This window comes from Providencia sp. PROV076 (assembly GCF_028483405.1).
In the GTDB taxonomy this organism is placed as follows: domain Bacteria; phylum Pseudomonadota; class Gammaproteobacteria; order Enterobacterales; family Enterobacteriaceae; genus Providencia; species Providencia huaxiensis.
In genome coordinates, this window is record NZ_JAMPRR010000014.1 from 106,236 (window position 1) to 122,169 (window position 15,934).

Here is a 15,934-nt window from a genome sequence, read left to right on the forward strand (position 1 = left end):
CAATTATTTCTATGAAATCTGAGTTCATGATGACAATAAAAATTACTGTTCTTGTCGATAATAATACCCTGATTGATAGTTATTTCTGCGGTGAACCTGGAGTCTGCTACTATATCGAGGCCGATGATAAAAAAATATTATTCGATACCGGCTATTCAGATATATTTATTGATAATGCACACATTTTACATATTGACCTTGCAAATATCACTGACTTGGTTCTTTCTCACGGTCACAACGACCATACATGGGGCTTAAGTCACTTAATCCAATATTTTGACCGTCGTAACATTGAAACACCTGAAACGAAGCATCTGGTATACCACCCGGATGCCTTAATTCCTAAAAAATTTCAATCTAAAGTCATCGGAACAAATACATCTAAAGATATTTTAGCGTCCTACTTCAATTTAATAGAAGTGACTAAGCCTTATTATCTTTCTGAAAACATCGTATTTTTAGGCCAAATTCCTAGAATTAATAGCTTTGAAGGAAAAGAGCCAATTGGTACAACCCTGGACTTCAATCATAATATCGTTGACGACTATGTATTTGATGATTCAGCACTTGCAATTAAAACGACGGAAGGCCTAATTGTCGTAACTGGTTGCTCTCATTCTGGAATTTGCAATATCACTGAATATGCAAAACATGTAACTGGAATAAATAACATTGTCACCGTGATAGGCGGATTTCATTTACAACAAGCTTCAAAAGAGGTTTTGGAACAGACGGGGAATTACTTTCACCAACAGGATTTAAAATTTATACACCCATGTCATTGTACAGATCTCAACGCAAAAATACATTTAGCAAAATATGCGCCCGTACAAGAAGTCGGTACTGGATTACAACTAATTTACCCAAGTTAAACACTGTATGTAATCAAGGTAAAATCTTGTTTCTTATTAGACTTTACCTAAATTAGTAATATTAAATACCTTACAAATAATGAAGGTTTAAGTTCTTGAGCCTAAATCTTCATCCTTACTACTGCCTTTAATCATTCTTGTCATTTCTTCGCAACGGATAATTTTCCCATCTTCTATTTGAAAACAGGCAAATACCTCAAATTCACTTATTGAGCCATCTTTTTTAGTTGCTTTTGCCAAATGTTGAGTATGAACACACCCATCTCCCTCAGCGATAGATTTAATAGTAATAACAATCGACTCAGTGGCCTGCTTCAATACCTGTAAGTGTGCAATAAACTCATTAAAATCAATTTGCTTTCCATCAACAACTTGGATGTATTTATCTGAAAAATATTGTCTAGCCACAGACAATGAACCTATGTCCTCACCCAATACTGCGTTTAGTGCTTGTGTAACCCTCTGTGAATTAGTCATATTTTATCCCTTATCATAAAAATATCATTTTTAATTGTTATGGGTGTATTATTTTGTATTTCAAGTCAAAATTGAATTTATTATCTTTTAAACTTCACATTTATATTATCTTTCGATGATTTATCATTTGTCCGTGATTTAATCTGAAAGATAGTGCTTAATTTTATGCATTTTATCCCTTTTTTATATCACGATAACTTTTTGGGTAAACAATCAAAACTTATTTCTTATTCATCAACTTTAGTTTAGTTTTATTGGTGTTTTCAATTAATTACTCATTAACTCACTTTATGCGTAATTGAATCCCCTATAAAAAATTTCACTTTTATGCTTACTCCGATTTGGATTAAGGCTTAAGAACTGGTATTATTTAGTGGTCTATCTAAGCAATAGGCGCCTTATAACAATAACTATAAATATACATTTCCATTAGATACCCCTGCTTGCAGGGGCTTTTTTTGTTACGCAATGATATGTAACGAAAAAGTCATTGCCAATAACCTATCCTAATTGCCAACCTTATATATCAATAAAGAATAACATCATATTTACTTTATTACACAATGGGTTATGCTAATGCCTTATTTGTACTGCTCATTAAATTTAAACCAATGAGTAAGGTACATTCGGAAAATTTAAGATATCTATTTAGAACTCGGAAAAATAAATGCCAATTAAAAATACTGGCTCAATTGAGCAAGATATTCTGGTGTATCTTGTCAATTCTTTCACACAAAATAACACTGGTGGTAACCCTGCAGGTATCGTCCTAAATCCGCCAGTACTCAGCACTTCACAAAAAATTGCTATTGCGCAACAAGTTGGTTTTTCAGAAACAGCATTTGTCTATAATGGTGAAGAGACTGATTTTAAAGTGGAGTTCTATACCACTGAAGGTGAAGTCGATTTCTGTGGTCATGCAACATTAGCGGTGTTTTTCACTTTAGCTTCACTTAAGCTAATTTCTTCTGGGTGTTACACCCAAAAAACCAAAGCCGGTATTCTAAGTGTATCTGTTAGCCCAAACAATATCGTTATGGAGCAGGCGCTACCAACCTTAAGAAATGGGCCTAATATCAATGAAGTTGCAACAGCTCTTGGCATAACGAGTGAAATTATTACTGAAACAGGCTTACCTACTATGATAGTTTCAACTGGGTTACCTGACATTATTATTCCAGTGAATACAGGCTATTTAGATTTACTGCAGCCTAATTATGAAGCAATAACGGAAATCAGCAGAGAATCAAATGCTATCGGCTTCCATGTGTTTGAGTTAAGTCATGCTCGCTCAACCACAGCGCATTGTCGAAATTTTGCACCGCTCTATGGGATCAATGAGGAATCGGCAACGGGCAGCGCTAGTGGAGCGCTTGGCTGCTATTTGGTCAATTATGTCTTACCGAATGAAACGCAATTTCTATTTGAGCAAGGCCGTGCGATGGGATGCCCCTCCTCGATTCATGTAACCATTAACTCACAAGCAAAAAATATCACTCAAGTGAAAGTTGGTGGCCAAGCAGCCATGATCGATACGCAAATGATACACATTTAACAAAGAATACAATATGTTCAGCTACATAAGTTATGATTTATTTAATAAAAAATAAGGCTAGCAAATGCAATATAATAGCCATGTTTTAATACCATTCCCTCGATTATTTATCATCGCTAAAAAGCTTAACTAACTAGTATAGAAACTTTTCCCAAGGATGGGATAGCCCTGCATATAATAAATGACTATGCCGTTAACCTATAACTATCTTCAATTAGTCCCTTAATTTCATCATCGGTAAGACTCCCTGGTATCTTTATCGTAATCCAATGCTCTTTATTCATATGATAAGCTGGATAAATATCATCCTTTAATCTCAATGAACCAATGAGCTCCGGTGGGGCTTTAAGGTTGACAATATTAACTATCTCTTCATTCTTATTTGGATCTAATTTACGAGATGAAATACGCATAATAACTGCAAACCATTTTGTATTGTTTTTTCGCCTAAAAACAATACAATCAGGGTACTTTGCCCACGGACTATCAGGATCCACACCATAATTATTCTGAATATAATCAATCAATTCACTACGGTTCATTTGATCATCCCATTTCAATAATAAACTTCAGTAATATCACCTAACCTCATTATTGTATGCCGTCTCATCGACCTTGTAACTCTTCTTCTAAAACTTTATTAGGCCATAAGAGTCAAGCGATGACCGATAAATATCATGATGATCGTAGGAAAAATTGGCAGGTTTAAGCTATAAAATAACAATTGTTTTGTAGAAGAGTTTTGCAGAAGAATTTTTCTAGACAATAAAAAACGGGAACTATTAAGTCCCCGTTATTAATAACACCATGTAATAAATTACATGTGTTTAATGATAGCGTCACTGAATCCACTACATTTCAGTAACTTAGCGCCTTCTAATTGACGTTCGAAGTCATAAGTTACTGTCTTAGCTTCGATTGCGCCTTCCATACCTTTAACGATTAGATCAGCTGCTTCAACCCAACCCATGTGACGTAACAGTATAATCAATATACAGGTAAGGCATTAGTGATGGCCTTTGAGTCACGAGGAAAGCTTCAAAATGTCCTATTCCATAGAGATCAGGGAAGTCATTATACTAGCTGACATTATCGGCAATTACTTTGGCGTTATCAGATAAAACAAAGTCTATCACGCAGAGGGAACTGCTGGGACAACAGCCCAATGGAGCGTTTTTTTCGTAGCTTGAAGACGGAATGGGTACCCATAACGGGTTACCGTGATGTAATCGAAGCGCACCAAAAGATTACTCATCATATTATTGGCTATTACAGCCAGATTAGGCCTAATCAATATAATGGCGGCTTAACTCCAAATGAGTCAGAACGACTATTTTGGAAAAACTCTAAAACCGTGGCCAAATTTTATTGACCACTTCAGAATTAGTTCAGACTAGGTGTTCTGTGCTGAGATATTAGGTTCATGATAACCATTCATAACACCACCATCATACATACTCTTGCATTTTTAATCTAAGCATGTGGTTTTTGTTAATTGTGGCACCCTGATACACAGAATATAGAAGTCTAATTAAAAAGATTACTGACGCAAGCCTACTGTCACCAGTGCTTTCTGCGATTCCATTTGCACCGAGCGACAAAATCACAAACACCAGACCAACAACTAACCATAGAACAAAAGCCCCCCACATTTTTCTATTAAGATAAACCCAAAATCCGAAGAAAAATGCAGTCCATGAAAAGCCATTTTTAACTACGACAGTACTATCACCTTTAGTAAACGTTATATACTTAAGATTATCGTTTATTGAATTATCCATAATTCTTTTATCACATAAGTTAAATTTTATCTGACAAGGTACAACAAAAATAACTTTATGTACATAACTACACATGTAACTCCGACCAAACGTAACAGCAAGTCTTATATTTGTTTTATGTATAAAAAAATCCCCGCGATTGCGAGGCCTTGAATTGGTTTAATGTGACTAGGTATAGAATGTCCGTTATTGGAAAACAATAAGCCAATTTCGGACAAGAATGAAAGCATACTGCAAATTTAATCATACGCCCTAATCATACACACTTAGTTATACTTATGTAATATATGCTACAAGCAAAACTTGCTAAAATGGAAAATCTGATTTAGCCAACTAAGAATTATCATTAACATTAAAATATGCTTTAGAGGTAAAAATGATTAAAAAATATATTTTTGCTTGCCTTGTTGCAAGCTCCTTATCTGCCTGTTCTGTGAGTCTAAGTAAAGCCCCTGAAGATTACACCGGTTCTGATGCTGCTAAAATAAGAGCAAAAAATTATCTATCAACCCTGGGGCTGGAGGTATATGAAAAATCAGGGGATTGTTATAAAAAGGTTGACAGTAGAAGCTTAGGTCCTGGTTTTAACATTGCAGGAATTAAATCTACATTCAACAAAAGACTACCTGATATGCTTCCTCCTTCAGAGGAGTTAAAGGGTCTTGATGCGCTTGAGTATAGGATAAAGGCTAACCAACGTCTAAGAGTAACTCTTACCAAGGAGACATTTAGAAATCAGTCAACGACAGAATATACAACCTATAAGCATGATTTTATACCAAAAGAAGGCCATGATTATGACCTGTATCCTCTTAATTCGGGGTATGGTGTAGGAGTGTTCGACCTTACCACACAAAAAGCAGCACCTGATACTTGGGATGGCGATAAAGAATGTGAATTTGAAAAAAACTGGTTTACTGGGGGTAAGAGTTACAAATAACGCAGCTAGATATAGTTTAAATCATTAGCCGAGTAGAATGTTAGATTTCGTCTTGCTTGGCTACATTTAACGCTTTTCTATTTAATTACGTTGCTAAATGCTTGTTCTGCTATGCCTTCCTCAATGAAACATTTACTGCTAAGTTTCTCATAGAATGGCTTCCAGTTTCTGCGCCATGTTCTTTCGTTGAGGCCTAGCACCAAATGTTTTATTACAGCAAACGCCACAGACGACGGTACACGGTTGAACTCCTGACCAGCACAGCAAGGGCAATCTTTATAAACTGGTGCTCCTTGTAATTCGGTCTGTACCTCATCTAATACCTTTCCCCGCCCTTTACAACGACAACGGTCGTGTCAATTGCCCTTTACCATTGCATGACTCACAAATAACCTTTTCAGTTTAGCAGAAAAGCAACATAAGTATTTAGGCAATGCGATGTTATTAGCTATCATTACTGGTCAACGACTCGCTGATATCTCAGCAATGAAATTTAGTGATATTTGGGATGACCACTTGCACGTAACACAAGAAAAAACAGGAAGTAAACTGGCTATTCCACTAGCATTAAGATCTGATGCGTTAAACATGTCGCTGAGAGATGTTGTTTCTAGATGTCGTGACCGTGTTCTCAGCCCATATCTAATCCATTATTTCCATACAACTTCTCAAGCAAATCGAGGTGACCAAGTCACTGCAAATACAATAACAACAAATTTCAAGAAGGCACGAAATAAAACTGATATTGATTGGGGTGAAGGAACACCAGCTTCATTTCATGAACAGAGATCTTTATCTGAAAGGCTGTATCGCGAACAAGGGATAAACACTAAAGATTTGCTGGGTCACAAGAACCAACAGCAAACCGATAGGTATAATGATGACCGGGGTAAGGATTGGCTAGTTGTTAACATTAATCATCCTTAACAAGCCAACCTTTATCAAATGATGCGTTTTCAAACTTTTTCATATGGCTAATAATATTAATCATGCATTCCTCCACTGTGTATTCATTAGCAATGATGGCATCCATATAAAATATAATTCTAAGCCATGATTTGAAATTTTGATCATCAAGAGTAGAAACTACAGGAGTTAAGCATCTAACAGTTGCTATTTCTCTTTCACAAAAATTTTTTAACTTATTTTCATCACTTTTTGACAATTGACTTCCCATAAAATAATTAATTAATAGATCTAGATATTTTTGATTTCTTTTATAATGTACCCCATATAAAAATTCATCTTTATCATTTGAATTTTTAGGATAATGTTTATTTATTTTAAGATCTTCTGGTAGATATATATCAATATGTCTTAGGAAAAAAATTAAAATTTCTCTTAGCCTTTTTTCAGAAACGATCTTTCTATTCATATCCTCCTTTTTTTGTATATAATCAATAAAATACAATATAACAATAAATTCAAGGCATACGCCCATAAGTTCAGGAAGAAGACCATCTGAGAAAAATGGAAATAAATTGTCATTAGATATTACATACGAATAAAAATATAAAAGCAGCAACACAAAAAAAATCACAACAAAACTAAATTTCATCTTATTTTTATTAAAAATCTTCACGGATTCGCCTATATTTTGATAATTCGTTTTGATAACTTTTTGATAACCATTTCAAATGTGATAATAAAAAACGGGAACTATTAAGTTCCCGTTATTAATTATACCACGTAATAAATTACATGTGTTTAATGATTGCGTCGCCGAATTCGCTACATTTCAGTAATTTAGCGCCTTCTAATTGACGTTCGAAGTCATACGTTACAGTCTTAGCTTCGATTGCGCCTTCCATACCTTTAACGATTAGGTCAGCCGCTTCAGTCCAGCCCATATGGCGTAGCATCATCTCAGCAGAGAGAATGATAGAGCCTGGGTTTACCTTGTCTTGGCCCGCATATTTTGGTGCAGTACCGTGCGTTGCTTCGAATAATGCACACTCAGAACCAATATTCGCACCTGGAGCAATACCGATACCACCAACTTGTGCTGCTAATGCATCAGAAATGTAGTCACCATTTAGGTTCATACACGCGATAACATCGTATTCAGCTGGGCGCAGCAGGATTTGTTGTAAGAAAGCATCTGCAATAACATCTTTAACAATGATATCTTTGCCTGTTTTAGGATTTTTAATTTTAACCCATGGGCCGCCATCTAATAATTCACCACCGAATTCCTCTTGTGCTAATTGGTATCCCCAATCTTTAAATGCACCTTCAGTGAATTTCATAATGTTACCTTTATGAACTAAAGTCACTGAATCACGGCCGTTATCAATAGCATATTCAATAGCTGCACGAACTAAACGCTTTGTACCTTCTTCAGAACAAGGCTTAATACCAATACCACAATCTTGTGGGAAACGGATTTTAGTCACACCCATTTCATCTTTCAGGAATTTAATAACTTTGTCTGCTTCTGCACTACCCGCTTTCCACTCAATACCTGCATAGATATCTTCAGAGTTTTCACGGAAAATAACCATATCCGTCAATTCAGGTTGTTTAACTGGGCTTGGAGTGCCTTTATAGTAGCGAACAGGACGTAAACAGATATACAGGTCAAGTTGTTGACGTAGTGCAACGTTCAGGGAACGAATACCACCACCAACAGGAGTTGTTAAAGGACCTTTAATTGAAACACGGTAATCACGGATTAAATCGAGGGTTTCTTCTGGTAACCAAACATCTTTACCATAAATTTGTGTAGATTTTTCACCGGTGTAAACTTCCATCCAAGAAATTTTGCGCTCACCGTTGTAGGCTTTTTTAACTGCCGCATCAACCACTTTTAACATTGCTGGTGTAACATCGATACCAATGCCGTCACCTTCGATATAAGGGATAATTGGGTTGTTCGGAACGTTTAGTTTGCCTTTTGCATCAATGGTAATTTTAGCGCCTTCTGCCGGAACTACTACTTTGCTTTCCATTAACCTCTCCTTTCACTTGCGTATTTTGCTTGTTAATTTTTTGTAAGAGACGTGTCAATACTACTTCAATCTGCGTCGAACGCCAATGATTACTCATCTAAGCTTCAATGCCGATCGCATTTAACGTGCTGTTTTATCTTGTAAGTTAATCGAATAACTCTTTATAAACACTTTTAAATCAATAAATTAATTTAAGTATTCTATTATTGAAAATAAATCAAACCGCGATGAAAAGTTGTCAAAGACTCATTTGAGCGAGTGACTTGATTTTGATTAAAGTACTTCCCTACAAAAAATAATATTAGCAAGTTAACTCAAATTAAAAATACGTTTTGCTCACACTATCACCATCCAAATAAACTCATATGTACTTATTTTTAAATAGAAAATTGTTTTTATTGATTTAAATGTTTTTAAAGTTGTTAATTAAATATTACATCGCCATGAAAAAATACCTCCTAGGATCCAACCGTTAAATCTCCTACACTAGATGCGGTAAATAACCACAAATTATAAATTCTTATTGAATGGCCATGAACAGACCGAACACGAAATCCGTTTCGAAGAAAAACCGCTACTCACCGAGGCCTACCGCTTTAAAACATAAAGCTAAACGGGTTTCGGTTAGTTCGCAAACATCAACTAAAGTCATTTTATTTAACAAACCCTTTGATGTTTTACCTCAATTTACTGATGAACAAGGCCGCGATACATTAAAAAAATATATTCCAATCACCGATGTATACGCAGCAGGACGCCTTGATAGGGACAGTGAGGGGCTTTTAATTTTAACCAATGATGGAAAGCTACAGGCGCGTTTAACACAACCACAGAAAAAAACAGGGAAAATATACTATGCTCAAGTAGAAGGGCTCCCTGATGACGAGGCGCTGCTAAAATTTCGGCAAGGGCTGGTGTTAAATGATGGTCCAACGCTCCCCGCAGGCATCGAGTTAGTTGGCGAACCAGAATGGTTATGGCCAAGAAACCCACCTATACGGGAACGCAAAAATATCCCGACCAGTTGGTTAAAAATCACCTTATATGAAGGACGTAATCGGCAAGTCCGTCGTATGACGGCAAATATAGGTTTTCCAACACTTAGGCTAATTCGCTATCAAATTGGTGAATTTAATTTGGGAAATCTTTCAGTTGGCGAATGGAAGGAGGTAACTGTTGTTTAAACCTAATGTGACTGTAGCAACTGTCGTGCATGCTCAAGGCAAGTTTTTAGTCGTGGAAGAGTGGATAAATAACAAACCCACGTGGAATCAACCTGCTGGGCATTTAGAAGCGAATGAGACTATTTTGCAGGCCGCTGAACGTGAGTTGCTGGAAGAAACTGGAATAAAAGCCACACCAACGCAATTAATTAAAATTCATCAATGGATTGCCCCAGATAAAACCCAGTTTATCCGCTTTTTATTCGCCGTAGAACTTGGTTCCCTTTGTGAAACACAACCACAAGACAGTGATATTAGCGAATGCCACTGGCTAACGGCCGAAGAAATTTTACATAGCAGCTGCTTACGCTCGCCATTAGTTGCTGAAAGTTTGCGCTGTTTTCTCACAGGAAAGCATTATCCTTTAGATATCTTAACGGCTTACGGTGATCATTACCTTTAAGCCCTTAACTTCTGCTTGGTGAAATCTTCACCAAGCAATAATATTCCCCTCTAACTCTGGTGTAATGCGGGAACAACATGCTAAAGTATGGGGCTTGATTTTTCCGCAGTGAGATATTTCCATGTCAAATAATAGTACCATGTCAGATAACAGCCAAAAAAAAGTCATCGTCGGGATGTCCGGTGGTGTTGACTCCTCTGTATCCGCTTACTTGCTACAGCAACAAGGGTATCAGGTTGCTGGTCTGTTTATGAAGAACTGGGAAGAAGATGACGACACAGAATATTGCTCGGCTGCGGCTGATCTTGCTGATGCGCAAGCCGTGTGTGACAAACTGGGTATTGAACTTCATACCATTAATTTCGCTGCTGAGTACTGGGACAATGTTTTCGAACATTTTTTAACTGAATATAAAGCAGGTCGCACACCAAACCCAGATATCCTCTGCAACAAAGAAATCAAGTTTAAAGCTTTCTTAGAGTTTGCTGCTGAAGACTTAGGCGCAGATTACATCGCCACTGGTCACTATGTTCGCCGCCGCGATGTTGACGGAAAAAGCCAGTTATTACGCGGTTTAGATGGCAATAAAGACCAAAGCTATTTTTTATATACATTAAGCCATGAACAAGTTGCTAAAAGTCTGTTCCCTGTTGGCGAACTGGAAAAACCTGAAGTTCGTCGCATCGCAGAGGAAATTGGCCTAATTACTGCGAAGAAAAAAGATTCAACTGGCATCTGTTTTATTGGCGAGCGTAAATTTCGCGACTTTTTAGGCCGCTACTTACCCGCTCAACCCGGCCCTATTGTGACTGTCGATGGCGAAACCATTGGCCAACATGAAGGTTTGATGTACCACACTTTAGGTCAACGTAAAGGTTTAGGTATCGGCGGTACAAAAGAGGGGTCTGAAGAACCTTGGTATGTTGTCGATAAAGACGTTGAAAACAATATTCTTATCGTTGCGCAAGGCCATGAACACCCTCGTTTAATGTCTGTTGGGTTAATTGCCCAGCAGTTACATTGGGTTGACCGAAAAACAATGACTGAGCCGCTACGTTGCGTTGTAAAAACACGTTATCGCCAAGCGGATATTCCTTGTACTATTACCCCACTGAGTGATGAACGCATTGAAGTCGCTTTTGATTACCCAGTTGCGGCTGTCACTCCAGGTCAATCTGCTGTATTTTATATCGATGAAGTTTGTCTCGGTGGCGGTATTATTGAAGCCCGTATTCAGGAGTAAATGTGGCAAAAAACTATTATGACATTACGCTTGCTTTAGCGGGTATCTGCCAAGCAAGCGCAATGGTTCAAAAACTTGCACATGAAGGTGTTTGTCTTGAGAAAGACACTGAAACCATGGTCAATTGCCTCACCAATATGAATCCAAAATCCACTTTGGATGTCTTTGGTAATGATACCGAAAATTTAAAAACGGGACTCAGTGCCCTGTTAGGCATGTTAACAGGCGGCAACAGTGGTTTATCCGCTGAAATGACACGCTATATGTTAAGTATTATGGCACTCGAGCGTCGTCTCAATAAAAACCAAGAAGCGATGAACCAACTTGGCCAACGTATTGAGCAATTCGAACGCCAAGCTGATTATTTTGAGCCACTTTCTGAAGGTGTATTTAACGCGCTTGCGGGTATTTACGTGGACGTAGTCAGCCCTGCGGGACCTCGAATTCAAGTCACGGGCTCCCCTGATATTCTAAAGAATACGTTAGTTCAAGCAAAAGTTAGAGCCACTTTACTCGCAGGTATTCGCTGCGCGGTGCTTTGGCAACAAGTTGGCGGAAGTCGTATCCAACTCATGTTCTCTCGCAGTCGTCTGGCTAATCAGGCGAAAGATATTTTGTCTCACCTTTAAATCTGGAGTTGCTACCAATGGAATTATCCTCACTGACCGCTGTATCCCCGATTGACGGCCGTTACGGTGATAAAGTCAGCACTTTACGCACTATTTTTAGTGAGTTTGGTTTACTGAAATTTCGCGTGCAAGTTGAAGTTCGCTGGCTACAAAAACTGGCTGCAACCGCTCAAATCAAAGAAGTTCCTTCATTTGATGCTGACGCAATCGCTTACTTAGATGAAATTGTCGCGAACTTCGGTGAAAAAGATGCAATGCGTATCAAAGAAATTGAACGCACAACCAACCATGATGTGAAGGCCGTAGAATACTTCCTAAAAGAAAAAGTGGCAAACATCCCTGCTCTTCATGCCGTTTCTGAATTTATTCACTTCGCTTGTACTTCAGAAGACATCAATAACCTTTCGCATGCATTGATGCTGAAAACCGCTCGCGAAGAAGTATTACTGCCACAATGGCGTCAAATTATTGATAAAATCAAAACAATGGCTCATGAGTACCGCAATTTGCCGTTACTATCACGTACTCACGGCCAACCTGCAACGCCTTCCACCATTGGTAAAGAGTTTGCCAACGTTGCTTATCGTTTGGAACGCCAATTCCGCCAGCTACAACAGGTTGAAATTTTAGGTAAAATCAATGGTGCAGTTGGTAACTATAATGCACATATGGTCGCTTACCCTGAAGTGAATTGGCACGAATTTAGCGAAACCTTCGTTACGTCTTTAGGCATTCAATGGAACCCATTCACCACACAAATTGAACCTCATGACTATATTGCTGAGTTATTTGATTGTGTCGCTCGTTTTAACACTATCGTGTTAGATTTCGACCGTGATATTTGGGGCTATATCGCATTAAATCACTTCAAACAAAAAACAATCGCTGGTGAAATTGGTTCTTCCACTATGCCACACAAAGTAAACCCGATTGATTTTGAAAACTCTGAAGGTAACTTAGGGTTAGCAAATGCCGTCTTAGGCCATTTAGCAAGCAAACTTCCAGTTTCTCGCTGGCAGCGTGACTTAACGGACTCGACAGTATTACGTAATCTCGGTGTCGGCTTAGGTTATGCATTGATTGCTTATCAATCAACCATGAAAGGCCTAAACAAATTAGAAGTTAATGAACAGCATTTACTGGATGAATTAGACCAAAACTGGGAAGTACTAGCTGAGCCGATTCAAACTGTAATGCGCCGTTATGGCATTGAAAAACCATATGAAAAACTCAAAGAATTGACCCGTGGCAAACGCGTTACCGCCGAAGGGATGAAACAATTCATTGATAGTTTAGAATTGCCAGAGCATGAAAAAGCACGTTTGAAAGAGATGACACCGGCTAACTACATCGGTTACGCTGTCACTTTTATTGACGAGCTAAAATAGCCTCGATAGTGTCAAATTGGGCGGCTTCTAAGTCGCCTTTTTTAATTACCATTCTGAATTCCCCGTTCTATCCCTCATGCTAAATTATCTAGAGATAAATATAGATAAACTATTTTTTAGGTTCGTTTGATTTATATTTACTTAATCCCTTGTCGTTGTTCAGAACTCTTTTTACCATAGCGTATCTAGTGCTACTATCTGATAAATTGTAGCTATCTCTTTTCAATATGAGGGTTTCCGATGCGTATTCTTATTGTCGAAGATAATGCATTACTTCGTCACCATTTAACCGTACAGCTTAAAGAGCTTGGTCATCAGGTTGACTCCGCTGAAGATGCAAAAGAAGCTGACTACTTTTTACACGAAAGTTGCCCAGATATCGCAGTAGTTGATTTGGGCTTACCTGATGAAGACGGGCTTTCCATGATAAAACGCTGGCGTGGCGAGCACGTCAATATTCCACTTTTAGTACTGACGGCTCGGGAAAGTTGGCAAGAAAAAGTACAAGCGCTAAACAGTGGTGCAGATGACTACGTGACGAAACCTTTCCAACTAGAAGAGCTGGTCGCCCGTATGCAAGCTTTAATGCGCAGAAATAGCGGTCTCGCGTCACAAGTACTCGAATTAGGCAATTTCGTTATTGACCTCTCACGTAAAGAATTTACAGTTAACGGTGAAACCGTCAAATTAACTGCTTTTGAGTACACCATCATTGAAACACTGCTTCGCAACAATGGGAAAGTAGTTAGCAAAGACTCGTTAATGCGCCAGCTTTATCCAGATGCCGAACTTAGAGAAAGTCATACTATCGATGTTTTAATGGGCCGATTACGCAAAAAAATTCAACAATTCCATAGTGATGATGTGATTGTCACTGTACGTGGCCAAGGCTATCGTTTTGATGTGAATGGCTAATATGAAGCTACGTAAATTTAAGTTCAAGCCCCTTTCGCTACGAGCGCGTTTTCTCTGTGCAACGTCAGCCGTGATCTTGGCGCTCTCTTTGTCTTACGGTATCGTAGCAATTTTGGGGTATCTAATTAGTTTCGATAAAACAACTTACACCCTATTACGTAGCCAAAGTAACTTAATTTACAGCCTAGCCCAATGGCAAAATAATAAAATTGATATTCGTGTTCCACCAAATTTCACGTTAAATAACCCTACTTTGGTTATTATTTATGATGAACAAGGTCTCGTATTATGGCGCCAACGGGATGTACCTAGCGTTGAACGGCTGATCCGTAATGATTGGCTAAAAAAAGAGGGCTTATATGAAATTGATACGGACATTCGTGAAACTCGCCAACTCCTAGACGACAACCCCGAGTTCAACACAAAATTAGACGACATGGGTAATGACGACGAACCGCTTACTCACTCCGTGTCCGTTAACCAATATGCAGCAAGCGAAAACCTGCCGCCTCTCACCATTGTCGTTGTTGATACCCTACCACAAGACTTACAAAATACCGGGTTAGTTTGGGAGTGGTTTGGTTACGTTTTACTGGCTAACTTAATTTTAGTCATCCCTTTATTATGGTTGGCCGCTTATTGGAGCCTACGGCCAATTAAATCATTAGTATCACAACTCAGTAGCCTAGAAAAAGGTGAACGGGATGCACTGGACGAGAACCCACCGTATGAGCTTCGCGGCCTAGTACGCAACCTTAATATTTTGTTAACGAATGAACGAAAGCGCTACAGTAAATATCGCACCACACTTTCTGATTTAACACACAGTTTAAAAACGCCGTTAGCTGTTTTACAGTCGACATTACGCCTGCTTCGCTCAGGCAAACAAATGAATATTGAACAAGCTGAACCTATCATGCTTGAACAAATTGGCCGTATTTCTCAGCAGGTTGGTTATTACTTGCACCGCGCATCAACGCAAGGTGATGAAAACATGATGCTACGTGAAATTTCATCTGTTCCATCAATATTAGACAGCCTTGCAAGTGCTCTACATAAAGTTTACCAGCACAAAGGGGTTTCTATTACGGTTAATGTTTCTCCTGAAATAACCTGGCTAGGTCAACCTAATGACTTCATGGAAGTAATGGGCAATATTATGGAAAATGCGTGTAAATATTGCCTTGAATTTGTCGAGGTTAGCGCTATTACGGGAGCTGATAGCTTAACATTAATTGTTGATGATGATGGTCCTGGAGTACCTGAAAGCAAACGTAGCTTAATTTTTGTTCGAGGGCAACGTGCAGATACGCTTCGTCCAGGCCAAGGTTTAGGCTTATCCATTGCCGTGGATATTATCGACCAATATGACGGGGAGATCACAATTAGTGACAGCCCTCTTGGCGGTGCTCGTTTATCCGTCACATTTAGGCAGCAATCTATGATTGAAGATAGTTAATCTGTGATATGTGTCCGTTTGCCCCCTATTTTACAAAGCATTTCCGGTATACTATTTGTGAAGTGTTTTATGAAAAGTCGTTTAGGGTGGCTAACTTG

The 15,934-nt window shown here is 38.4% G+C and carries 15 protein-coding genes and 4 pseudogenes; 12 read left to right on the plus strand and 7 right to left on the minus strand.

Going from position 1 to position 15,934, the window contains the following annotated elements; all coding sequences use genetic code 11:
* The first annotated feature begins 29 nt into the window (after positions 1-29).
* Positions 30-872: an MBL fold metallo-hydrolase gene (locus PSF67_RS09865; RefSeq protein ID WP_206276374.1), complete on the plus strand. Its 843-nt coding sequence runs from the start codon at positions 30-32 to the stop codon at positions 870-872.
* 87 nt (positions 873-959) lie between these two features.
* Here the strand turns inward: PSF67_RS09865 and PSF67_RS09870 are convergent, their stop codons facing one another.
* Positions 960-1,349 carry a nuclear transport factor 2 family protein gene (locus PSF67_RS09870; RefSeq protein ID WP_166264754.1) on the minus strand — a complete coding sequence of 130 codons (390 nt, stop codon included), beginning with the start codon at positions 1,347-1,349 and terminating at the stop codon, positions 960-962.
* Positions 1,350-2,016: 667 nt separating this feature from the next.
* Here PSF67_RS09870 and PSF67_RS09875 point away from each other — a divergent pair.
* The gene (locus PSF67_RS09875) at positions 2,017-2,904 is read left to right on the plus strand and encodes a PhzF family phenazine biosynthesis protein (protein WP_272676844.1); all 888 of its coding nucleotides are present in this window, start codon (positions 2,017-2,019) and stop codon (positions 2,902-2,904) included.
* Positions 2,905-3,089: 185 nt separating this feature from the next.
* Here the strand turns inward: PSF67_RS09875 and PSF67_RS09880 are convergent, their stop codons facing one another.
* Together PSF67_RS09880 and PSF67_RS09885 are read right to left on the minus strand one after the other, a co-directional pair.
* Positions 3,090-3,446 (minus strand): MmcQ/YjbR family DNA-binding protein, encoded by a 357-nt coding sequence (locus PSF67_RS09880; protein WP_272676845.1) that lies wholly within the window; start codon positions 3,444-3,446, stop codon positions 3,090-3,092.
* 275 nt (positions 3,447-3,721) lie between these two features.
* Positions 3,722-3,889, minus strand: a pseudogene (locus PSF67_RS09885) (NADP-dependent isocitrate dehydrogenase); the annotation flags it as partial.
* On the opposite strand from PSF67_RS09885, the pseudogene PSF67_RS09890 reads away from it, so the two are divergent.
* Positions 3,890-4,276 (plus strand): annotated as a pseudogene (locus PSF67_RS09890) (DDE-type integrase/transposase/recombinase); the annotation flags it as partial.
* A gap of 76 nt (positions 4,277-4,352) precedes the next feature.
* Here the strand turns inward: PSF67_RS09890 and PSF67_RS09895 are convergent.
* Entirely contained in the window at positions 4,353-4,685 is a 333-nt protein-coding gene (locus PSF67_RS09895; RefSeq protein WP_272676846.1) for a DUF2628 domain-containing protein, read from the minus strand.
* A 376-nt stretch (positions 4,686-5,061) separates the two neighbouring features.
* Between PSF67_RS09895 and PSF67_RS09900 the strand changes: the two genes are divergently transcribed.
* The gene (locus PSF67_RS09900; protein ID WP_272676847.1) at positions 5,062-5,625 is read left to right on the plus strand and encodes a hypothetical protein; all 564 of its coding nucleotides are present in this window, start codon (positions 5,062-5,064) and stop codon (positions 5,623-5,625) included.
* Between the two features lie 77 nt (positions 5,626-5,702).
* Here PSF67_RS09900 and PSF67_RS09905 read toward each other — a convergent pair.
* Positions 5,703-5,918: pseudogene (locus PSF67_RS09905) on the minus strand (antitermination protein Q); the annotation flags it as partial.
* Positions 5,919-6,036: 118 nt separating this feature from the next.
* Between PSF67_RS09905 and PSF67_RS09910 the strand changes: the two are divergent.
* Positions 6,037-6,552, plus strand: a pseudogene (locus PSF67_RS09910) (tyrosine-type recombinase/integrase); the annotation flags it as partial.
* Here the strand turns inward: PSF67_RS09910 and PSF67_RS09915 are convergent.
* Both PSF67_RS09915 and icd read right to left on the minus strand, forming a co-directional pair.
* Positions 6,539-7,207, minus strand: coding sequence for a hypothetical protein (locus PSF67_RS09915; RefSeq protein WP_272676848.1), 669 nt, complete (start codon positions 7,205-7,207; stop codon positions 6,539-6,541). The pseudogene PSF67_RS09910 and the gene PSF67_RS09915 overlap by 14 nt on opposite strands.
* Before the next feature lie 115 nt (positions 7,208-7,322).
* Positions 7,323-8,576: an NADP-dependent isocitrate dehydrogenase gene (gene icd, locus PSF67_RS09920; RefSeq protein WP_004253371.1), complete on the minus strand. Its 1,254-nt coding sequence runs from the start codon at positions 8,574-8,576 to the stop codon at positions 7,323-7,325.
* A 527-nt stretch (positions 8,577-9,103) separates the two neighbouring features.
* Here icd and rluE point away from each other — a divergent pair.
* The 7 genes from rluE (at position 9,104) to phoQ (ending at position 15,836) form a co-directional block, all read left to right on the plus strand.
* Positions 9,104-9,760 carry a 23S rRNA pseudouridine(2457) synthase RluE gene (gene rluE, locus PSF67_RS09925; protein WP_430442462.1) on the plus strand — a complete coding sequence of 219 codons (657 nt, stop codon included), beginning with the start codon at positions 9,104-9,106 and terminating at the stop codon, positions 9,758-9,760.
* Positions 9,753-10,202 carry an NUDIX hydrolase gene (locus PSF67_RS09930; protein ID WP_102137751.1) on the plus strand — a complete coding sequence of 150 codons (450 nt, stop codon included), beginning with the start codon at positions 9,753-9,755 and terminating at the stop codon, positions 10,200-10,202. The genes rluE and PSF67_RS09930 overlap by 8 nt, the downstream gene beginning before the upstream one ends.
* A gap of 139 nt (positions 10,203-10,341) precedes the next feature.
* Complete coding sequence (mnmA, locus tag PSF67_RS09935) at positions 10,342-11,445, plus strand: tRNA 2-thiouridine(34) synthase MnmA (RefSeq protein ID WP_102137807.1); 1,104 nt, start codon at positions 10,342-10,344, stop codon at positions 11,443-11,445.
* 2 nt (positions 11,446-11,447) lie between these two features.
* Positions 11,448-12,074, plus strand: a complete 627-nt coding sequence (gene hflD / locus PSF67_RS09940) for a high frequency lysogenization protein HflD (RefSeq protein ID WP_102137750.1) — start codon at positions 11,448-11,450, stop codon at positions 12,072-12,074.
* A 17-nt stretch (positions 12,075-12,091) separates the two neighbouring features.
* Positions 12,092-13,462 (plus strand): adenylosuccinate lyase, encoded by a 1,371-nt coding sequence (gene purB / locus PSF67_RS09945; protein ID WP_102137749.1) that lies wholly within the window; start codon positions 12,092-12,094, stop codon positions 13,460-13,462.
* 240 nt (positions 13,463-13,702) lie between these two features.
* On the plus strand, positions 13,703-14,377 hold the full coding sequence (phoP, locus tag PSF67_RS09950; RefSeq protein ID WP_125891179.1) for a two-component system response regulator PhoP: 675 nt from the start codon (positions 13,703-13,705) through the stop codon (positions 14,375-14,377).
* A 1-nt stretch (position 14,378) separates the two neighbouring features.
* Positions 14,379-15,836, plus strand: coding sequence for a two-component system sensor histidine kinase PhoQ (phoQ, locus tag PSF67_RS09955; RefSeq protein ID WP_181490123.1), 1,458 nt, complete (start codon positions 14,379-14,381; stop codon positions 15,834-15,836).
* Positions 15,837-15,934 lie beyond the last annotated feature (98 nt).